Source organism: Christensenella timonensis (genome assembly GCF_900087015.1).
In the GTDB taxonomy this organism is placed as follows: domain Bacteria; phylum Bacillota; class Clostridia; order Christensenellales; family Christensenellaceae; genus Christensenella; species Christensenella timonensis.
Genome location: NZ_FLKP01000002.1, coordinates 478,487 through 499,511 on the forward strand (window position 1 = coordinate 478,487; position 21,025 = coordinate 499,511).

Annotated in this window: 15 protein-coding genes; 12 read left to right on the top strand and 3 right to left on the bottom strand. The window is 52.8% G+C overall.

Annotation, left to right across the window (positions count from 1 at the left end; translation table 11 throughout):
* The 5 genes from BN6471_RS03795 to BN6471_RS03815 all read left to right on the top strand — a co-directional run bounded on the left by BN6471_RS03795 (position 1) and on the right by BN6471_RS03815 (position 6,781).
* Complete coding sequence (locus BN6471_RS03795; RefSeq protein ID WP_147553979.1) at positions 1–1,512, top strand: 2-isopropylmalate synthase; 1,512 nt, start codon at positions 1–3, stop codon at positions 1,510–1,512.
* Between the two features lie 125 nt (positions 1,513–1,637).
* Positions 1,638–3,227 carry a citramalate synthase gene (gene cimA, locus BN6471_RS03800; RefSeq protein ID WP_066645689.1) on the top strand — a complete coding sequence of 530 codons (1,590 nt, stop codon included), beginning with the start codon at positions 1,638–1,640 and terminating at the stop codon, positions 3,225–3,227.
* Between the two features lie 113 nt (positions 3,228–3,340).
* Entirely contained in the window at positions 3,341–4,597 is a 1,257-nt protein-coding gene (leuC, locus tag BN6471_RS03805; RefSeq protein WP_066645690.1) for a 3-isopropylmalate dehydratase large subunit, read from the top strand.
* Positions 4,598–4,612: 15 nt separating this feature from the next.
* Positions 4,613–5,104, top strand: coding sequence for a 3-isopropylmalate dehydratase small subunit (gene leuD / locus BN6471_RS03810; protein WP_066645691.1), 492 nt, complete (start codon positions 4,613–4,615; stop codon positions 5,102–5,104).
* Between the two features lie 105 nt (positions 5,105–5,209).
* Entirely contained in the window at positions 5,210–6,781 is a 1,572-nt protein-coding gene (locus tag BN6471_RS03815) for a ClC family H(+)/Cl(-) exchange transporter (protein ID WP_066645692.1), read from the top strand.
* 7 nt (positions 6,782–6,788) lie between these two features.
* Here BN6471_RS03815 and BN6471_RS03820 read toward each other — a convergent pair whose 3' ends face one another.
* From BN6471_RS03820 to hisC, 3 genes are read right to left on the bottom strand one after another with little or no spacing between them, the layout of a single operon-like run.
* The gene (locus BN6471_RS03820) at positions 6,789–8,105 is read right to left on the bottom strand and encodes an alpha/beta hydrolase (RefSeq protein WP_066645694.1); all 1,317 of its coding nucleotides are present in this window, start codon (positions 8,103–8,105) and stop codon (positions 6,789–6,791) included.
* A complete protein-coding gene (locus tag BN6471_RS03825) occupies positions 8,102–8,929 on the bottom strand; it encodes a prephenate dehydrogenase (RefSeq protein ID WP_066645696.1) in 828 nt (275 codons plus the stop codon). Before BN6471_RS03825 ends, BN6471_RS03820 begins: the two co-directional genes overlap by 4 nt.
* Positions 8,926–10,011 carry a histidinol-phosphate transaminase gene (gene hisC / locus BN6471_RS03830; RefSeq protein WP_066645701.1) on the bottom strand — a complete coding sequence of 362 codons (1,086 nt, stop codon included), beginning with the start codon at positions 10,009–10,011 and terminating at the stop codon, positions 8,926–8,928. Before hisC ends, BN6471_RS03825 begins: the two co-directional genes overlap by 4 nt.
* Before the next feature lie 100 nt (positions 10,012–10,111).
* Between hisC and BN6471_RS03835 the strand changes: the two genes are divergently transcribed.
* From BN6471_RS03835 to BN6471_RS03865, 7 genes are all read left to right on the top strand, one after another.
* Positions 10,112–10,636, top strand: a complete 525-nt coding sequence (locus BN6471_RS03835) for a DNA-3-methyladenine glycosylase I (RefSeq protein WP_242861834.1) — start codon at positions 10,112–10,114, stop codon at positions 10,634–10,636.
* 28 nt (positions 10,637–10,664) lie between these two features.
* Entirely contained in the window at positions 10,665–11,600 is a 936-nt protein-coding gene (locus tag BN6471_RS03840) for a zinc dependent phospholipase C family protein (RefSeq protein WP_066645703.1), read from the top strand.
* 80 nt (positions 11,601–11,680) lie between these two features.
* Positions 11,681–15,181, top strand: coding sequence for a pyruvate:ferredoxin (flavodoxin) oxidoreductase (gene nifJ / locus BN6471_RS03845; protein ID WP_066645706.1), 3,501 nt, complete (start codon positions 11,681–11,683; stop codon positions 15,179–15,181).
* A 174-nt stretch (positions 15,182–15,355) separates the two neighbouring features.
* Positions 15,356–16,477 carry a DEAD/DEAH box helicase gene (locus BN6471_RS03850; RefSeq protein ID WP_066645711.1) on the top strand — a complete coding sequence of 374 codons (1,122 nt, stop codon included), beginning with the start codon at positions 15,356–15,358 and terminating at the stop codon, positions 16,475–16,477.
* Between the two features lie 208 nt (positions 16,478–16,685).
* Entirely contained in the window at positions 16,686–18,671 is a 1,986-nt protein-coding gene (locus tag BN6471_RS03855) for a LacI family DNA-binding transcriptional regulator (RefSeq protein ID WP_082903329.1), read from the top strand.
* Positions 18,672–18,931: 260 nt separating this feature from the next.
* Positions 18,932–19,744 carry a sugar phosphate isomerase/epimerase family protein gene (locus tag BN6471_RS03860; RefSeq protein ID WP_066645713.1) on the top strand — a complete coding sequence of 271 codons (813 nt, stop codon included), beginning with the start codon at positions 18,932–18,934 and terminating at the stop codon, positions 19,742–19,744.
* Between the two features lie 64 nt (positions 19,745–19,808).
* Positions 19,809–20,987: a substrate-binding domain-containing protein gene (locus BN6471_RS03865; protein ID WP_066645714.1), complete on the top strand. Its 1,179-nt coding sequence runs from the start codon at positions 19,809–19,811 to the stop codon at positions 20,985–20,987.
* Positions 20,988–21,025: the final 38 nt, after the last annotated feature.

The following is a 21,025-nucleotide window of genomic DNA, read 5'->3' on the forward strand; positions in this document are numbered from 1 at the left end:
ATAGTTATGAAAACCATTAAAATATTTGATACGACGCTGCGCGACGGGGAACAGTCCCCGGGATGCAGCATGAACCTGTCGGAAAAGATCGAGATCGCAAAGCAGCTGGAGATGCTGAAAGTGGATATCATCGAAGCAGGCTTTGCCGTTTCGTCCCCCGGCGATTTTGAAAGCGTTGCAACCGTCGCTAAGACGATCAAGAACTGCACGGTCGCATCTCTTTCGCGAAGCGTAAAAAAGGATATCGACGCTTCTTATGAGGCGTTGAAGGAAGCGGTTGCACCGCGTATCCATATCTTTCTGGCAACCTCGCCGCTGCACATGCAATATAAGCTGAAGATGAGCGAAGAACAGGTTCTCACGCACATCAAAGAATCCGTATCTTATGCGCGCACGCTTGTGAGCGATGTGGAATTCTCCGCAGAGGACGCTTCACGGAGCGATATGGCATTTTTGGCAACGTGCGTCAAAACGGCGATCGACGCGGGCGCAAAGACCATCAACCTGCCGGACACGGTGGGCTATGCCCTGCCGCAGGAAATGTATGACATGATCGCCTATATGAAACAAAACGTGGAAGGCGTGGACGACGTCGACCTGGCAGTCCATTGCCACAATGATTTGGGCATGGCAGTGGCAAATTCGCTGGCATCGGTTAATGCGGGCGCAACGCAGGTCGAATGCACGATCAACGGCATCGGCGAGCGCGCAGGCAACGCGTCTTTGGAAGAGATCGTCATGGCGATCCATACGAGGAGGAACCTGTTTGACGCGGATACGCGCGTCAATACCAAGCAGATTTACCGTTCTTCGCGGCTGCTGTCCAAAATCATCGGCGTTTCCATTCCGCCGAACAAGGCGATCGTCGGTGCGAACGCATTCGCACACGAGAGCGGCATCCACCAGCACGGCGTGCTGGCAAAGCGTGAAACGTATGAGATCATGACGCCCGAATCCGTCGGGCTGACCACGAACAAAATGGTGCTGGGCAAGCATTCCGGCCGCCATGCGTTCGACGATTTCTTAAAAGAGCTGGGTTACAACTTAAGTAAGGAAGAGCTGGACAGCGCCTTTGCGCAATTCAAGGACTTGTGCGACAAGAAAAAGGAAGTCACGGAATACGACGTGGAAGCCCTGGTCGCACAGAAGGCGGCCAAGGTCGTAGAGCACTTCCGTTTAAAGCAGTTCGTCGTCAACAGCGGCAACACGATCCAGGCAACGGCCAATGTTACGCTGGAGGATATGTCGGGGGAAACCAGGGAGCAGGTCGCTTTGGGCGACGGGCCTGTCGACGCGGCTTACCAGGCGATCGAGCAGATCGTTAAGATGCCCTTAAAGCTGAACAATTACAAGATCAACGCGGTTTCGCACGGCGAGGACGCGCTGGGCGAGGTCGTGGTCAAGGTTTCCTCGGAAGACCGTACGGTCACCGGACGGGGGCTGTCTACAGACATCATCGAGGCTTCCATGCTGGCGTATATCAATGCGGTTAACAAGTTATTAGGAGCATAGATATTCTAATTCCGGCGGAGTGATGTTGGCGCTTGCAAGAGTGAGTTTTTGCGTAGCAAAACCCGAACGGTTTGCAAGCGACCGGAACGACGACGGTAAGACGGACAGATTAAAGGAAAAAAGATATGGATAAAAAAATCTACACGTTCGATTCCACCCTGCGCGATGGGATGCAGGGGGAAGGCATCGCTTTCTCGGTGGAAGACAAACTGAATATCGTACATGCACTCGATAAGCTCGGCATCGATTTTATCGAAGCGGGAAATCCCGGTTCCAATCCGAAAGACCTGGAGTTTTTCCGCAGGATCGCTACTGAGAAGCCAAGGCACGCCAAGCTGTGCGCCTTCGGCAGTACGCGGCGCAAAAATATTTGCCCGGAAGAGGATGCCAACGTATGCAGCCTGCTGGAAGCGGAAACTCCGGCAGTTTCGATCTTCGGAAAAGCGTGGGACTTGCATGTATTAAAAGTATTAAATACCACGCTGGAAGAAAACCTTAACATGATCGAGAGTACGGTCGCCTATATGAAGCGGCACGACAAGTACGTTGTTTTTGACGCGGAGCACTTTTTCGACGGCTATATGGCCAATCCGGAATATGCAATGCTCGCCCTTGACGCGGCAGCCCGCGGCGGCGCGGACGTGCTTTGCCTGTGCGACACGAACGGAGGCACGTTCCCCACAGATATCGCGGATATCACGGGGCGCATGGTGAGGACGTTCCCCGAAGCGGAGATCGGCATCCATTGCCACAACGATACGGGCATGGCGGTCAGCCAGACCATGATGGCAGTGGAGGCGGGCGCTACGCAGGTGCAGGGCACGTTTATCGGTTATGGGGAGCGCTGTGGAAACGCAAACCTTTCCACGATTATCCCCAACCTTGAGCTCAAGCGCGGTTATACCGTGCTGGGGAAAGGGAACTTAAAACGCCTCACGGAAACGGCGCGGCAGGTCGCGGACATTTCCAATATCTGGCTGCCGTCGGGGAGCCCATATGTGGGGAGCAGCGCCTTTGCGCACAAGGGCGGCATGCACATCGACGGGGTGAAGAAGATCCGCGAAAGCTTTGAGCATGTGGATCCGCAGAGTGTCGGCAACAACCGCCGGTACCTGATGAGCGAGGTATCCGGCAAGGCGACGATCCTAAAGAAGATACAACGGATCGAGCCATCCGTTGGCTCCAAGGATCCGGTCGTGGGCGAGCTGGTCGACAAGTTAAAGCAGCTTGAGTTCGAGGGCTATCAATTCGAGGCGGCGGAGCAAAGCTTTGAACTGGTGATCCGCAGGCTGTTGGGCAAATACAAAAAGTATTTTGAATTGGAATACTTCAAGATCATCGGCGAACAGCCGCTAAAGGATGCGGAATATCCTTCGTCCGCGATCATCAAGGTCAAGGTAGGCGATGAATCGCGTATCACGGGCGCGGAAGGCGACGGCCCGGTGCATGCGCTCGACCTCGCGCTTCGTAACGCGCTCAAGGGATTTTATCCGTCGCTTGTGGACATGCGGCTTGTGGACTACAAGGTGCGCGTGCTGGAAAGCTCGGCAACGACGGCCGCAAAGGTACGCGTCCTCATTGAATCCACGGACGGAAAGCACCGCTGGAACACGGTTGGCGTTTCCACAGACATCATTGAGGCAAGCTTTTTGGCGCTCACGGACTCCATCGAGTATAAGCTTGCGCTGGATGAGAACGAAAACAATACGAACTGACTTCGTTCGCCAAGGCGGTGTTTCCGCCGAGGCAAAAATAACACTAAACAGAGAAAGGTCGGGGAAGAGGTGCAGCTTCTTCCCCGGAGCGCCGGAAGGCGCGAGGAATAAGTATGGGCATGACAATGACGCAAAAAATACTGGCTGCGCACGCGGGGCTTCCCAGTGTTACGGCGGGGCAGCTGATCTCCATCAAGCTGGACATGGTGCTGGGCAACGATATCACTTCGCCTGTCGCGATCCGCGAGTTCAACAAGACGGGCAAGGATGTATTTGACAAAAACAAGATATCTTTGGTGATGGATCATTTTACGCCAAACAAGGATATCAAGGCGGCAGAACAGTGCAAGCTGGTACGTGAGTTTGCGATGAAGCACGGTATCGCCAATTTCTTTGACGTAGGTACGATGGGCATCGAGCACGCGCTCCTCCCGGAAAAGGGATTGGTCGTCGCGGGAGATGCTGTCATCGGCGCGGATTCGCATACGTGTACATACGGCGCATTGGGCGCTTTTTCCACGGGCGTTGGTTCTACGGACATGGCGGCGGCCATGGCGACCGGAAAGGTATGGCTTAAAGTGCCGCAGGCCATCCGCTTCAATTTAAAAGGCGAGCTCAAAAAGTACGTGAGCGGCAAGGACGTGATCCTGCACATCATCGGCATGATCGGTGTTTCGGGCGCGCTTTACCAGTCCATGGAATTCGGCGGGCCGGGGCTTGCTTCGCTTACGATGGACGACCGCTTGTGCATGGCCAATATGGCGATCGAAGCGGGCGGTAAAAACGGCATCTTTGAGGTGGATGAGCAGACGGTTGAATATCTGCGCAGCCATTCCGACCGTGAGTTTACCGTCTATGCGCCGGACGAGGAGGCGGATTATGCGCGCGTGATCGACATCGACTTATCACAGTTAAAGTCCACGGTATCCTTCCCGCATCTTCCGGAAAACACCAAGACCATCGACGAGGTAGGCGATATTAGGATCGACCAGGTCGTGATCGGTTCGTGCACGAACGGCAGGATCAGCGATTTGCGCGCGGCGGCGGATATCCTCGTGGGAAGGAAGGTCGCAAAAAACGTGCGTACGATCATCTTCCCGGCGACACAGGCGATCTATCTGCAGGCCATGGAGGAAGGACTGCTGAAAATATTTATCGAGGCGGGCTGCGCCGTTTCCACGCCTACCTGCGGGCCATGCCTCGGCGGACACTGCGGGATCCTGGCAGAGGGAGAGCGCGCGGTGGCGACCACCAACCGGAACTTTGTGGGCCGGATGGGGCATGTGAAATCTGAAGTATACCTGGCAAGCCCGCAGGTGGCGGCGGCCAGCGCGGTGGCGGGCAGGATCGCTTCACCGACTGAGCTATAAGGGAGGTTTACAGGAATGAATGCAAAAGGGACTGTTTTAAAATATGGGGACAATATCGATACGGACGTGATCATCCCCGCGCGTTATTTGAATACATCGGACTCAAAGGAACTTGCGTCGCACTGCATGGAGGATATCGATACGGAATTCGTAAAGAAGGTCAAAAAAGGCGACATCATGGTGGGCGGTAAAAACTTTGGCTGCGGCTCGTCGCGCGAGCATGCGCCCATCGCCATCAAGGAATCGGGCATCAGCTGCGTGATTGCGGCGAGCTTTGCACGCATTTTCTACCGCAACTCCATCAACATCGGGCTGCCCATCCTCGAATGTGAGGAAGCGTCCCGGGAGATCAAAAACGGCGACGAGGTGGAAGTGGACTTTGACACCGGGCAGATCCGTGACCTGACGACAGGAAAGGAATACCGCGCCCAGCCGTTCCCGCCGTTTATCCAGGATATCATTGCGGCAGGCGGGCTCATTGCGGCGGTGGGACAGGATAAGCTGTAAGGAAAATGAAAAGGGCAGGTAAGTTTTCCTGTCCTTTTTTTGTTGCATGAATTTTGGAAAGGGTCTAAGATAAATACGGGGAAATGTTAAAAAAGAGGCATGGCAATGAAAAACAGCGCGAATGATACCCATACGGTATTGCACCGCTTTAAAAATTTCAGATACGGCCTGTTGGTGCAGGGGATCGTCGTGGGGGCGCTTGCGGGACTGGTTTCCGTACTATTCCGCCTGGCGATCGAAAATGCAAACGAGGTGCTGTCCTTCATCCTTTCGGCAGCAGGGCAAAATATTTTACTGATGGTCGCCTGGTTTGGCGTACTGATGATTTTTGCGGTGATCACTGCAAAGCTCGTGCGCTGGCAGCCGATGATCAGCGGCAGCGGCATCCCGCAGGTAGAAGGGGAGATACACGGCGTATTCAGCCAAAGCTGGTGGAAGGTACTGGTTGGCAAATTCGCCGGCGGCGTGCTCAGCATCGGCGCAGGATTGTCGCTTGGGCGGGAAGGCCCGTCCATACAATTGGGCGCGATGATGGGAAAAGGCTTTTCGCGCATGACCAAACGGATCAAGGTGGAAGAAAAGCTCCTGATGACGTGTGGTGCGAGCGCGGGGCTGGCGGCGGCTTTTAACGCGCCGTTTGCAGGCGTGCTGTTTTCGCTTGAGGAACTGCATAAGAATTTTTCGATCGAGGTTCTCTTATCCACCATGGCGGCTTCCGTTACGGCGGATTTTATTTCGCGAAACGTATTCGGACTTAAGCCTATTTTCAGCTTCCACCTGACGCAGAACATTCCGCTCGACCTTTACTGGGTGATCCTGATCCTGGGCGCCGTGCTTGGCGTGGGCGGGGCGCTATATAATTTTTGCATCAAAAAATCCCAGCAGCTTTACGGAAAAATGAAAAAGGTCAGGTTGGAATTCCGCCTGATGATCCCATTTTTTTGTGCGGGGCTGTTGGGCTTCACATTCCCTGCGGTACTCGGCGGCGGGAACCAGCTGATCCCCATGCTGATCGACGGAAAATTCGCACTGGCAATGGTGTTTGCGATCTTCCTGGTCAAATTTATTTTTTCTATGGTAAGCTTTGGTTCGGGCGCGCCGGGGGGGATCTTTTTGCCGTTGCTCGTGCTGGGCGCGCTGCTGGGCGGCGGGCTGGGCATGGCGATGATCGACGGGTTCGGCTTGCCGCAGGACCTGCTGCAAAATTTTATCATACTGGCCATGGCGGGTTTCTTTGCCGCCATCGTACGCGCGCCGATTACGGGCATCATCCTGATATGCGAAATGACGGGGTCGTTTACGCAGCTTCTGTCGCTGACCCTCGTATCGCTGATCGCGTATGCCGTGGCCGACCTTTTGAAAGCAAAGCCAATCTATGAACAGCTTTTAGAGCGGATTATCGAAACCAACGGCGAAAAACAGACCGCGGAAAGTGGAGGAAATAAAATACTGCTTGAAATCCCCGTGCATCACGGGGCGCCGATTTGCATGAAAAAAATCAGTGAAATAAAGTGGCCGCAGCAAAGCCTGATTGTGGCGGTGCGGCGGGGCAGCCATGAAATCATCCCCAAGGGAACGGTGCGTATCCGCCCGGGCGATATCCTGATCGTCCTTTGCAACGAGGAAAATTCATATATGGCGAGGGAACAGATCGTAGGCTGGTGCCAGACCGCCTAGAGGGGGATCAGTTTCCCTTGATCCATGCCGCGATATCCGAGATGACCTGTGCATCGACGGTTTGCGGCGCGTCGTAATCCGCTATGGTATTCGCGGCGTTTTGCGGCGCGGGCGTGAACAGATGGCCGAGGCCGGGATAAAGCTTGAACTGCACGTTGGCTTTACCGGAAAAAAGATCCTCCCATGCGGCAAAGTCCTTTTGCGGCGATACCTGGAAATCCGCGTCTCCCTGCGCAAAAAACATGGGGACAGAAAGCGACGCTGCGATGGCGGGCGTATCGACCTGGTTCAAGCTGTACCAATAATTCCCTGTGCCGCCGAGGAGCGCAGCCGTATCGCCCTGTTTGGCATTTTTCGCTTTTTCGATGAGCGCTTTTGCCTGCAGCAGCTCCTGCGGGGTGATCTGTCCGGCGGCGGCCGCCGCTTCATTCTGGTCGAGCATGATATCGAGAAGGCTGCGCGGGGAACCGGCAAGGCAGACCAGTCCCGCCAGGCCGTTGTCCTGCGCGATTTTTGGGGCGAGCATCCCGCCAAGGCTATGGCCTAAGACGTAAATGCGCTGCGGGTCTATCTCGCCAGTGTTTTTTAACAAATCTGCGGCTGCGGCTGCGTCGTCCAAAACCTCATATTCGATGGTCAGCGCAAGCGGGTCTGTTGGTTCAGTCGGATATTGGGCCGTGCGTTTGTTGTAGCGCAGGGAAGCGATGCCCTGCTGTGCGAGCCCGTGCGCGATATCCGCGAAGGGCTGGTTGCGGGAAGCGCCCACGGTTTCGTTCATATCCTGTGCGCCGCTGCCTGCTATCATCAGGACTACAGGCGGGTTTTTCGTGTTTTTAGGGAGCGTGAGGATACCGTCGAGAGGCTTTTGCGTGCCTACCGTAACGGCCTTTTCTTCGTAAGCATCCGTACTTTCCGGCTGCACGGCTTTGGGGACGTATGTGAGCCACAGCCCGGCGATCTCGTTTTTTGCATTATAGGTATACCGGATGAGCAGGCCGTTGTTTGCAAAATCGCAGGATATGTCTATGAGGGCTGTGCTTCCATTGTCCGTAAATTTTGTTCCGGAGATGCCTTCAAAGCTTCCAAGCTTTGCTGTGGTGCTGTCCCAGCCCTCACGGAGGGCGGACTCGCTGAGCTGCGCCTTGGAAGAGGATGCGACGCCATCGGCAACGGTTGTAAAATCGCCGGTGGACATATCAAGCGTATAGGCCTCGCTTTTTTCCTGCAAAGCCTGTGCGTCAAAGTCTGCCTGTACCGTGCAGCCCGCAAAACAAAATAGGATGGCTGCCGGCAAAAACAAAAGGAACGTTCCGGATTTTTTCATTTGCTCTCCTCGTTAAGGCGTTTTTTCCTGTCGCTGCCATCCTTCAAGAGTGCGCGTAAGGCTTGCCCATTCCCGGCACGGATCGCGTCGCGCAACGCGGAAACGTTTTCGACCAGTTCGTCGATCTCGCCTGCTAAAATGTCCCCGTTCAGCAGGAAAAGCTCCGACCACATTTCGGGATCAAGGAGGGCAACGCGCGTCAAGTCCATAAAGCTTCCGGCGGAAAAGCCTTTGAAGTCCTGTGCGGCCCTGCTTTTTACATAAGCATTGGAAACAACATGCGCGAGCTGGGAAGTATAACCGATCACCTCGTCGTGCTTGCGCGCGGAACATTCCGTAATGCGCGTAAAACCGATCTCCCGTGCCAGGCGGGAAATCTCTGCCTTAGCCTGTTCGTCCGTATGCTCCGTAAGGGTGATAATGAAACTTGCACCCTGGTAAAGGTCGGCGTCGCTGTTTCCAAAACCGCCCGTTTCCCTGCCGGCCATGGGGTGCGTGCCCACATAGCGCAGGTTCCGCTCGAAAAGGGGCAGGGCAACCCGGTCTTCGACTGCCCGTTTGACGCCGCAGATATCGGCGACGACAGCACCCTCCCGGAATTCTGTACGCAGCATGTAATCGATGCTGTCCTGCGGGAAAAGGCACACGAATATGATATCGCAGCAGGAGACATCACCGTCGCAGTCGATCGAGCCTGCATCATAGGCGGCAGCAAGGACTGCAGGGTCTTTATCCACCCCGCAAACGGTGTGGGACGTATATTTTTTGAGGGCACGGGCAAGCGAGCCGCCCATCAGGCCCAGTCCGACTACGCCTATCTTCATAGGATCTCCTTTAACGCGGTGAGGAACATTTGCATTTCTTCAGGCGTACCGATGGTGACGCGCAAATAGTCTTTGGTGCGTTTGCCGTCGAACCAGCGCACGAGCACGCCTTTTTCCCGCAGCCTTTGGAACACTTCTTTTGCCGGCACGGTGTCACATTTTATGAAGAGAAAATTGGCGCGGGAGGGAAGGCACTTGACGCCCATGGCGTAGAGCGCGCCGATGGTATCCGTGCGGGTATCCATGATTTTATTGACTGTTTTTTCATAATATTCCGTATCGCTGACCGCCGCGGCCGCACCCGCCTGCGCGAGCCGGTCTAAGGGATAGGAATTGAAACTGTCTTTTATGGTACAAAGCGCACGGATCAGGTCTTCGTCCGCGATGACGTAGCCGACCCGCAGGCCCGCTAAGGCGTGCGACTTGGACAGCGTACGTACGACCGCTATGTTCCGGTATTTGGAAACGAGGGGGATCGCGCTTTTGGCGCCAAACGCTGCGTAAGCTTCATCCACCACAAAGACGCCCTCCGTTTTTTGCGCGATAAGCTCGATATCGCTTAAGGGAAGCGCCACGCCTGTCGGCGCATTGGGGTTTGCAAGGATCACGCCGCGCGCGCCGCACATCCTTTTTACGTCTACCGAAAAATCGTCCTTGAGGGGCACGATATCGAGCGGGATATCAAAAAGGTCGGCCCATACGGGATAAAAGCTGTAGGTCACATCCAGCGTGCGCAGTTTAAAAGGCGCGGCCACATTGGGAAACCAGCTGGAATCCCCCGTACAGATATTCTGGAAAAAAGCCGCGAAACAAAGCGCCAGCGCTTCGTCCGAGCCGTTGGAGCAGAAAACCTGGCTGGGCGAAACGCCGTGATGCCGGGCGATCTCCTCGCGCAACGCATCCGAATCGGGGGAGGGGTAAAGCCGCAGGTCTGCCGCTGCCTGCATAATTGCCTGCGCGACCTTTGGACTGGGCGGGTAGGCGTTTTCATTGGTATTCAGCTTGACCAGCTTTTCTTTGGGCTGTTCCCCCGCCGTATATGGCTTTAAACTCTTTGCTTTATCGCTCCAAAGCGTTTTCATATCCATGCTCCTTTTGGTTGATTGGTTAAAATTATGAAATCTCTATAAATTCTATCACAAAACCGAGATAAATTGTGCAAAATGTGTTAAGATAGGGTCTATGGATATGAAAACAGACAAGAAACGCTGCAGTTGGGCGACGGACGATATATTGATCGATTACCACGACAACGAGTACGGCAAAATCAAATCCGACAGCAAGGCACTCTTTGAAAAGCTGTGCCTGGAGAGCTTCCAGGCGGGCCTTTCCTGGAGGACGGTACTGGTAAAAAGGGACGCATTCCGAAGGGCTTTTTTTGGTTTTGATATTGGAAAATGCGCGAACCTGACGGATGAGTACCTGGAATCGCTGATGCAGGACAAGGAGATCATCCGCAACCGGCGCAAGATTTTTGCCGTGCGTGAAAATGCGCGCGCAGTAGAGCGCCTGGGCAAGGAATACGGTAATTTTTTCCGCTTCGTATATGGCTTTAAGAAGCCGGAGCAGCTCTTAAAGGCGCTGAAACAATATGGTTTTGTGTTTGTGGGAGATACGATCTGCGAATCTTTTATGCAGAGCATCGGTATCATCGAAGCGCACGAGCCGGATTGTTACCTTTATACGCCGACCGGCCAATTGATATGACATTAAGAAACGACAGGTGAAATAAGGTATGCCGACAACGCTGACGCATAAGATCGCGGCAGACAACATTTTGAAGGAACTGGAGCATACGGATGCGGGAAAACTGATTTCCCGGGAGATGCCCGCATACTATTCCGGCTCGCAGGGCGGGGATATCTTTTTGTTGTATAAGTTTTACTTTTTCCTGTTTGGCGCGAAACAGAAGATGCTCGGATGGGCTTTACATTACACCCGGCCGCAGCGTTTTTTTTGCGAAAGCGCGCAGTATATCAAAGAGCATGGCAGCGATACGCTGAAAAGTTATTTTTACGGCTACATCACGCACTATTGCCTCGATATGCTGCTGCATCCGTGGATCAACAAGGAAACGAAGCCCATGTCATCGCACAACACCTTAGAGTGTGCGCTGGATATTTTGTATGCGCGCAAAAACGGCGTGGACGCCTATGCGTTTGACAAACAGAAGTTCGCGCGCGATATTTTTGTGGATACCGGCGAGATCGATGCGTTTTACAAGCGCATGTCTTACCTGTTCCCCGGGCTTAAGGTGGACGAGGCGCCGTATACAAAGGCCAGCAAGTATTATGCATACTATAACGGGCTTGTGTCCCAGCCGACCAAAAAAGACCGGTTTAAACTTAAACTTTTGAATATCATTTCCCAACTTAAGCTAAAGACCATGCTCTACCATCCGGTCGAAGAATACGAGGGGTTGTATGACTACGATTTCTATTTTCAACTGCTTGACCAGGCGGTGGAGTGGAGCGTACGGCGCATAAGGCTCGTACAGGCGTATTATGAGGACAAGGTGGATATGACACGGCTGCAAAGTGAATTTTACAACGTTTCTTTCCACGGCAAATCGATCATCCCGCAGGAGGAGCGTAAGCCGTTCAAACGCTTGTACAAGAAAGCGCCCTTGAAAAGGGTGAGAAAAGCCGCGCTACCACGCTTTGTTCCTTGACTTTCACCCGTGAAAAATACTATAATTATAATGTTATGAACATTTGAATAATATATATAAAATTAGGAGGTCACGATTCAATGGCAAAACAAACAATTGACGGTAATACCGCTGCCGCGCATGTCGCATATGCGTTCTCGGATGTCGGCGCGATTTACCCGATCACTCCTTCTTCGCCAATGGCAGAGTCCTGTGATGAATGGGCGGCTATGGGAAGAAAAAACATCTTTGGACAGACAATGAAAATCTCCGAACTGCAGTCTGAGGCAGGCGCAGCAGGTGCGGTTCACGGTTCTTTGGCGGCAGGTGCTTTGACGTCTACGTTCACGGCGTCGCAGGGCCTTTTGCTGATGATCCCGAATATGTATAAAATTTCCGGCGAGCTCCTTCCGGCGGTATTCCATGTATCGGCAAGGGCGCTTGCGGCGCACGCGCTTTCCATCTTCGGCGACCATGCCGACGTAATGGCTGCGCGCCAGACAGGTTTTGCGATGCTCGCGGCTGCCTCCGTACAGGAAACGATGGATATGGCTGCGGTCGCGCACCTTTCCACGCTCAAGGCAAAGGTTCCGTTCGTACATTTCTTCGACGGGTTCCGGACTTCGCACGAAGTTTCCAAGATCGAGCTGCTCGACTACGACAAGCTGGCGGAACTGGCAGATTGGAAAGCAATCGAAGAATTCCGCGCAAGGGGCATGAATCCTGACCATCCGCACCAGCAGGGTACGGCGCAGAACCCCGATATCTATTTCCAGAACAGGGAAGCTGCGAACAAATATTACATGGCGACCCCGGCGATCGTACAGGAAACGATGAACGCGTTTGCGAAGATGTTCGGACGGCAGTACCACTTGTTCGATTATGTCGGCGCTGCGGACGCGCAGCACGTTGTCGTTGCGATGGGCAGCGGCTGCGACGTCACGGAAGAAGCGATCAATTACTTAAACGCACAGGGCGAAAAATACGGCCTCATTAAAGTCCGCCTTTATCGTCCGTTTGATGCGAGCGCGTTTGTGGACGCGATTCCGGCATCCGTTAAAACGGTTACCGTCCTTGACAGGACAAAAGAACCGGGCAGCCTCGGCGAGCCGCTTTACGAGGACGTTGTGACCGCGCTGTTCGAGGCGGGCAGGAACGTCAAGGTTCTCGCGGGCCGCTATGGCCTCGGTTCCAAAGAATACACGCCGTCCATGGTCAAAGCGGTCTATGACAATATGAAGTCGGCGTCTCCGAAGAACCATTTCACGGTCGGTATCACGGACGACGTAACAAATACGTCGCTTGAAATCAAGGACGAGATCGATTCTTCGCCGCACGGCCTGTTCAGCGCGAAGTTTTATGGCCTCGGCTCCGACGGTACGGTGGGCGCGAACAAGAACTCCATCAAGATAATCGGCGACCACACGGATATGTACGCGCAGGGGTACTTCTCCTACGACTCCAAGAAATCCGGCGGCATCACGATTTCGCACCTGCGTTTTGGTACGTCCCCGATCCAGTCGGCATACCTCATTACGCAGCCGAACATGGTGGCTTGCCACAATCCTTCCTATGTCATCCGTTACGACATGCTCGAAGGAATCAAGGAAGGCGGCACGTTCCTCTTAAACTCGCCGTGGAGCGATGCGGAAATGGAAACAGAACTTCCGGCGGCAATGAAGAACGTCATTGCCAGAAAGAAATTGAAATTCTACAATATCGACGCAATCAAGATTGCGGGCGAGATCGGCCTCGGCGGCAGGACGAACATGGTCATGCAGTCCGCGTTCTTCAAGATCGCGAACATCATCCCGGAAGCGGACGCCGTCGAATATATGAAACAGGCGATCAAGAAGACCTATGGCAAGAAGGGCGACGAGATCGTCAACATGAACTATAAAGCGGTTGACGCCGGTATGGCTGTGCAGGAAGTCAAATATCCTGAAAGCTGGGCGACGACCACGCAGGGCGCGGCCCCGGTAGCGGTTGCGGACGATGCATACTTCCGCGACGTGGTACACCCGATCCTCATCCAGAAGGGCGATGACCTTCCGGTGTCCGCTTTTGACCCGCGCGGATTCGTGCCGGTGGGTACGACCAAGTTTGAAAAACGCGGGATCGCGGTCAACGTACCGCAGTGGCAAATCAATAATTGTATTATGTGCAACCAGTGCTCGTACGTTTGCCCGCATGCGTCGATCCGTCCGTTCCTGGCAGACGCAGAGGCAATGAAAAATGCCCCGGCCGGTTATGAAACAAAGCCTGCCCGCGGCAAAGACGGTTACAGCTACCGTATCCAGGTTTCCCCGCTCGATTGTACGGGCTGCGGGAACTGTGCGGATATCTGTCCGGCAAAGGAAAAGGCGCTCATTATGAAGCCTTTTGCGGAAATGGAAAAATCGCAGGCAGCGAATTGGGAGTTTGCGGCTAGCCTGCCGGAACCGAAGATCGAAGTCAAGAAGAACCTCGTTCCGGAAAGCCAGTATTTAAAACCGCTGTTCGAGTTCTCCGGCGCTTGCGCAGGCTGCGGCGAAACGCCGTATGTCAAGCTCGTGACACAGCTGTTCGGCGACAGGATGGTCATTGGCAACGCGACGGGTTGTTCGTCCATCTACGGCGGCAGCGCGCCGACGTGCCCATATACGGTAAACGACGAAGGCAAGGGCCCGGCTTGGGCAAATTCGCTGTTTGAAGACAACGCGGAATTCGGCTACGGCATGAACCTCGCGTTCACCGCGCGCAGGAACGCCCTGAAAGCACAGGTGCAGGAAGCGATCGACGCCGAAGGCGAGAAAGACCCGGCGGTCCAGGAAGCCATGAAAGCATGGCTGGAAGTTGCCGACAAGGGAGAAGAGTCCAAAGCTGCTTCTGCAAACCTCGTTGCCGCCCTTGAAAAGGTTGCGGATCGGTGCGATACCTGCAAAGCGATCTTAGACCAGAAAGACCTGTTCATCAAGAAATCCGTATGGGTATTCGGCGGTGACGGTTGGGCATACGATATCGGTTACGGCGGCCTTGACCATGTGATCGCGTCCGGCGAAGACGTGAATATCCTCGTTATGGATACGGAAGTTTATTCCAATACAGGCGGCCAGGCTTCCAAAGCTACGCCTACCGGTTCCGTCGCGAAATTTGCGGCTTCCGGTAAGAAGGTCAAGAAGAAAGACCTTGGCGCCATCGCGATGACATACGGTTATGTATACGTTGCAAGCGTTGCAATGGGCGCGAACCAGAGCCAGCTCTTGAAGGCGATGCAGGAAGCGGAAGCGTATCCGGGCCCGTCGCTCATCATTGCTTATGCGCCGTGTATCAACCACGGTATCAACATGGGCAAATCGCAGCACGAGGAAAAACGCGCTGTGGAAGCTGGTTACTGGCAGCTTTACAGATACAACCCGCTTCTTAAGGAAGAGGGCAAGAATCCGTTCACGCTCGATTCCAAAGAGCCGACCGCGAGCTTCCAGGACTTCATCTTAAGCGAGACCCGTTACAAATCCCTGAAGAAAATCTTCCCGGATCAGGCGGATGAGCTCTTTAAGAAATCCGAAGAAGAAGCGAAGGAAAGATACGAATACTACAAGAGCCTGGCAGACGAGAAATAAGGCTTTTACACGCAATGAAAAAATCCACCATGCCGAAGGCAATGGTGGATTTTTATTGTACACATGGAAAGAAGTATGATATACTTGCAACGTATTACAAAGTAGATTAAGGAAAAGACTTTGCTTTGAGATAGCAAAGTCTTCTTTTTTTGCAAAAGAGAAAGAGGTAACTATTTGAGTTTTTCACAGCAATTATCAAAGGAAATGAACAGAACCCTGCAAAAGGCAGGATACCTAAAGCCCACGCCCATACAGGAAGAAACGCTGCCCGCGCTCCTGGAAAAGAAAGACCTGATCGGCCTGGCACAGACCGGAACGGGAAAAACGGCGGCCTTTATGATCCCTATTCTGGAAAATATCTTTCCGCCGAACAAAAAGGTGCAGGCGCTGATCCTATGCCCTACGCGCGAGCTTGCCATGCAGACGGCAAAGGTCGCGGGGGAGCTATCCCGCCACATCCATGGATTGCGCACGGTAAGCGTCTATGGGGGCCAGCCGGCCAATATCCAGATCCGTGCCCTGCGCACGGGCGCGCAGATCGTGGTGGGCACGCCCGGCAGGATCAAGGACCTGATCGGCAAAAGAGTACTGAAGTTAAAGAATGTACGGACGGTAGTCCTCGATGAAGCGGACGAAATGCTGGACTTTGGCTTCCGCGAGGATATGAAGGAGATTTTGTCCTGCGTACCGGACAATCGCCAAACAATGCTTTTTTCCGCAACGATGAACAAAGAGGTTACGGCGATCGCAAGGCAATTCCAAAGCGACCCCGTACGTGTGGAGATCGGGATGCAGAACCGCCCGGTCGAAACAGTGGCGCAGGCATACATGCAGACCAAGCGCAAATCGAACGCGGTCTGCGGCCTGATCCGGCAATGCGAACCCAGGCTGTCTCTTGTGTTTTGCAATACCAAACGCAAGGTGAAGGAACTGCAAAAAGAGCTGCATGGCCGCGGGCTGGCTTCTGCGTGCCTGCACGGCGATATGCGGCAAAAAGAGCGCGATACGATCATGAATACGTTCCGCAAGGGAAAAACGAAGGTGTTGATCGCTACGGACGTCGCTGCGCGGGGCATCGATATCAACAACATAGACCTTGTGATCAACTACGACGTGCCGGACAAGCCGGATTATTATGTGCACCGTATCGGCAGGACGGGCCGCGCAGGCAAAGACGGACGGGCATATACGCTCATTACACCGCGCGAACATGGGAAGATCAGGGATTTAGAGCGTAAGCTGCACATTAAGCTCAGGCAGGAGAGTAGGGAACCGGACGCACAGGTGGTGTCATAAATAAAGCAGGAGAAAAAAGGCGGCAAGCATTGCCGTCTTTTTATATGCCCGTTGATCATTGAACCAATCCCCGACAACAAAAGCAAGATAATTTACGTAAAAATACGATATATACGGTTTTTTACGAAAAAAGCGCTCTTTTTCATTGACTGCCAAAAATGATATTGATACAATTTACGCAACTTAAAGATGCCGGGGGAACATAAAGGTGACAATCAAACAAATTGCGGAGCTGGCGGGCGTTTCTATTGCGACGGTTTCACATGTAATTAACAAGACACGCTATGTAAGTCCTGATTTGGCGCGCAGGGTTGAGCAAGTTATCCTTGAGACCGGTTATGTGGAAAAAATAAAAACAAAGGGAAAAAACAGCAATTTCAGGATTGGCAAAAAGTCTGAGGTGGCTTTTGTCGTACCCAACATCAGCAGCATTGTTTATTCACAGCTCAGCATGGCGCTTACCGAGTATTTGCGCGAGGAAGGGTATATGCTGGCGACTTATATTACAAAGGACGACCCCGCATGGGAAAAACACATTCTTACGTGCCTGATGTCCAGTAAAGGGACGGCGGGGGTCTTTTTGACGCCTGCCAGCGATAAGGCGAAAATTTACGAAAAACTTTTACGTTCGGAAATTCCTGTTTTATGTTTGGAACGAATGGCGCTTGGTGTGGCGATGGACAGTATTCTTGCGGAAAATGCGGAAGCGACCTATCGAGGAACGCGGCACCTGATTCGCAGCGGCCATGAGCGCATTGGTATTCTGCTTGAAGAACACGGGCTTTCTACGAGCAGAGAAAGACTTGCCGGTTACAAAAGGGCGCTGTGCGAATATGATATTCCTTACGATAAGACGCTCACTCAAAATATTGATCTTTACAGCGCGAACAGGAAAAATATCTTTCAAGGCCAGAAGTGGAAAGATATCCCCTCTGCGTTTATCGCGGGTGGAAATATGCTGACGTTAAAGCTGCTGCAGGATATTGATGAAATTGGGCTGGAATGCCCAAAGGATATTTCGGTGGTGGGATTTGGCGACGATGAATGGAGCAGCGTCACCAATCCCGCGCTTACGACGCTTACACAGGATGTACGCGAGATGGCGAGGTGCGCCGTAAAAACAATGATGGACAAAATTGACAAAAAACCGGTGGAAGAACCTGTGAAGCGCGTACATGTCGATATTACCGTGCGTAAATCAACGCGCGTGATCAACCGTGGCCCGTTCGGAGAGATCGCGGTGCCGCCGGAAGATATCATGCTTAGCCGGTGGGAAGCGGAGCAGATCGAGGTGGGAAATTATAAAGTTGCGATTTCGTTTCACTATACCGGCACGGAATGGACACGGCTGCATGAGCTTGCCATTCGCGATACGCTCGGCAAATACGGCGTACAGGTGATTTCCGTGATGGACGCAAACTTCGACCCGACGCTGCAGGTCACGCAGTTAGAAGCGATCCGTATGCAAAGGCCGGACGCCATTATCGGCGTACCTGCGGATGAAAATATTACCGCTGGAAAATTTAAGGATCTTTCAAAAACAACCAAGCTCGTACTGATCGGAAATGTGCCGCAGGGGCTCAACGCGGACGATTACTATAGCTGTGTTTCCGTAAACGAGCGCGAAAACGGACAAAACGCCGGAAAAATATTGGGCGAATACCTAAAGGGAAAAGGGAACGTTAAGGTGGGAATGCTCAATCACGGACTTCCCTTTCACATGACCAAGCAGCGCGACGCGGCGGCGGAGCAGGTACTGGTGGAAAACTATCCAGATATCGATATTGTCGATCAATTGAGCTTTTATAAGATCCCAAATGCGTATAGCGCATGCAGGGAAATGATGGAGGCGCATCCTGAAATACGCGGACTTTACGTATCTTGGGAGCGTCCCGCTTTAGAAGCGATTCGCGCGCTCAAGGATATCGGCAGGACGGATGTTTCGGTTGTTACGGTTGACCTTGACCAGCAAATTGCCGAATATATGCAAAAGGGAGAGATTGTGCGCGGCGTTTCCGCGCAAAGGCCGTACGAACAGGGAGAGGCGGCGGCGCTGGCCGTTATTCACGCCCTGCTCGGAAAGAAACGGTACAAGTTTGTCGGCGTGCAGCCGGTGGTAGTACTTCCCAATGAACTGGCGCGCTCGTGGCATGATATTTTGCACATGCCCGCTCCGGATTTCCTAAAGCGGTAAGAGAAAATTTACGTAAAATCATACGAAAAATTAGCAAAAAAAGAAAAAAAAATATTAAACTTCGTTTTGCTTGACCCTCTTTGGAATCGGTGTTAAGGTTTGCGTAAATTAAGGGATTGCAGCGTGTTTTGTTTCAATTGCCCTGATAATCGATGAAGTAATATCCTGTATTTTGGTTTATCCACAAAAATTTACCTAACAACTTTTTATCAAGAATTTGTGTACACACATTTATCAAAAAACACTTAGGAGGGTCAAAAATGAAGGTTACGTACTCGACAAACGCATGGTCGCCGGTCATGGCGCACTGCGCCGCGCCAAACAATGTGAACGGGGCATATTATATGTGTCCGGGCAGCGATGAAGAAGCGATCGCAGGGATCGCGGCGGCGGGTTATGATTCCATCGAAATGTTTGACGGAAACCTGCTTGCTTACGAAGGCAGGGAAGAAGAATTAAGGGCGCTTCTCAAAAAGTACAATGTGGAGCTTCGTGCAATTTATTCCGCATGCTGCTTTATTTATGAGGAGATACTGCCCGAAGAGATGTACCGCCTCAGAAAAGCGGCGGAATTCGCAAGCCGGTTTGGCGCGACGCAAATTGCGCTGGGCGGCGGAGCGACAAGATATGACGGCATCAAAGAAAGCGATTACGCAAAGCTCGCGGCAGGGCTTGACACGGCATGTGAGGTCGCGGAAAGCTTGAAGATGACGGCAAGTTTTCATCCGCATATGGGGTCGTTGGTCGAATCGCCCGAGCAACTCGATAAGGTGATGGAAAAAACGCGCATTAAGTTGTGCCCGGATTGCGGACATGTGAAGCTGGGCGGCGGAGACCCACTGACCGTAACCAAAAAATATGCGGACAGAATCCTTTATTTCCATTTAAAAGACGTAACAGAGGACGGTATGTTTTGTCCGCTCGGCGTAGGGACGATTGATTTTGCGCCTATCATCAAGACGCTGAAAGAACGCGGCGGAGAAATACTTTGGGTAGTGGAATGTGACGGGTGGAGCGGCGATGCGAACGAGGGCGCAAAGATCACGGCAGAGTATTTGAAAAATCTTCTGTAGGGAAGAACGGTCTATTGGAAATGTTTTTGATAAAAAACAAGTATATACCCAGGAGGAAAAAGAAATGAAAAAAGTAATGGCAATGGTTCTATGTCTGGTACTTTGTGTAGCAGCGTTTTCCGGCTGCGCACAGCAGGCGCCTGCAGCTTCACAGAGTGAAGCCCCCGCAGCACCTGAAAGTACAGCGCCTGCCGCATCCGAGAGTGCGGCGCCGTCGGAGAACGCCGCCTCGTCGGACGGCGAGGTTATGAGTAAAGGGCCGCATGGCGAGACGGCAGCTTCGGCAACCGATCTTAGTTTGACAGACGAAGAGCTTGCAAAAATCAAAGAAGGCAACTATAAAGTAGCGATTTCTTTCCATTATGCAGGCAACGACTGGTCTACAGCACAGCAGGCCGGGCTCCGTGATCAGTTTGAAAAAATGGGAATCGAGGTACTCTCCATAACAGACGCGAATTTCAAGCCGGAACAGCAAATTTCCGACATTGAAAATGCGTTGTCCTTAAATCCGGATGCAATCGTAGCAATCCCGGTTGACGTCGTATCTTCTGCATCCGCCTTTAAAAAAGCCGCGGATGCAGGTGTGGAACTGGTATTCATGGATAACTGCCCGGACGGCCTTGAAGCGGGTGTGGATTACACTTCCGTTGTTTCGGCGGACAACTATGGAAACGGCGTAAAATCCGCGGAGATCATGGGGGAAGCGCTGGGCGGCAAAGGTAAGATCGCAATGGTTTACCATGACGCGAATTTCTTTGTGACAAACCAGAGAGACGAAGCGTTTGAAAAGACGATCAAAGAAAAATACCCGGATATTGAAATCGTGGAAAAAGCCGGATTTGACGACGAAAACAAGGGCGCGGAAATTGCGGACGCGCTGCTTACAAAGCATCCCGACTTAGACGGTATCTACGCATGCTGGGATATTCCGGCTGAGGGTGTTGTATCTGCGGCAAAAGCGGCAGGCAGAAACGATTTGGTGGTCACAACGATTGACCTTGGAAACAACATTGCGAAAATGATTGCGGCAAATGATGTTGTAGCCGGTTTGGGGGCACAGCTGCCTTATGACCAGGGCGTTGCGGAAGCGATCCTGGTTGGGTATGCGCTTCTTGATAAAGAAGCTCCGCCATACATCGCGGTTCCGGCGCTGGGGGTTACGCATGACAACGTGCTGGAAGCATATAAGACGGTATATCACACGGATGCGCCGCAAGAGATCCAGGACGCATATAAAAAATAAGGTAAACCATCTGATCGGCGGGAAGGGGAGAAGCTCTC

Excerpts from the sequence above, each read along its gene's own strand:
- cimA (WP_066645689.1), top strand. The coding sequence starts at position 1,638 with ATGGATAAAAAAATCTACACGTTCGATTCCACCCTGCGCGATGGGATG.
- leuC (WP_066645690.1), top strand. The coding sequence starts at position 3,341 with ATGGGCATGACAATGACGCAAAAAATACTGGCTGCGCACGCGGGGCTT.
- leuD (WP_066645691.1), top strand. The coding sequence starts at position 4,613 with ATGAATGCAAAAGGGACTGTTTTAAAATATGGGGACAATATCGATACG.
- BN6471_RS03815 (WP_066645692.1), top strand. The coding sequence starts at position 5,210 with ATGAAAAACAGCGCGAATGATACCCATACGGTATTGCACCGCTTTAAA.
- BN6471_RS03820 (WP_066645694.1), bottom strand. The coding sequence starts at position 8,105 with ATGAAAAAATCCGGAACGTTCCTTTTGTTTTTGCCGGCAGCCATCCTA.
- BN6471_RS03825 (WP_066645696.1), bottom strand. The coding sequence starts at position 8,929 with ATGAAGATAGGCGTAGTCGGACTGGGCCTGATGGGCGGCTCGCTTGCC.
- hisC (WP_066645701.1), bottom strand. The coding sequence starts at position 10,011 with ATGAAAACGCTTTGGAGCGATAAAGCAAAGAGTTTAAAGCCATATACG.
- BN6471_RS03835 (WP_242861834.1), top strand. The coding sequence starts at position 10,112 with ATGGATATGAAAACAGACAAGAAACGCTGCAGTTGGGCGACGGACGAT.
- BN6471_RS03840 (WP_066645703.1), top strand. The coding sequence starts at position 10,665 with ATGCCGACAACGCTGACGCATAAGATCGCGGCAGACAACATTTTGAAG.
- nifJ (WP_066645706.1), top strand. The coding sequence starts at position 11,681 with ATGGCAAAACAAACAATTGACGGTAATACCGCTGCCGCGCATGTCGCA.
- BN6471_RS03860 (WP_066645713.1), top strand. The coding sequence starts at position 18,932 with ATGAAGGTTACGTACTCGACAAACGCATGGTCGCCGGTCATGGCGCAC.
- BN6471_RS03865 (WP_066645714.1), top strand. The coding sequence starts at position 19,809 with ATGAAAAAAGTAATGGCAATGGTTCTATGTCTGGTACTTTGTGTAGCA.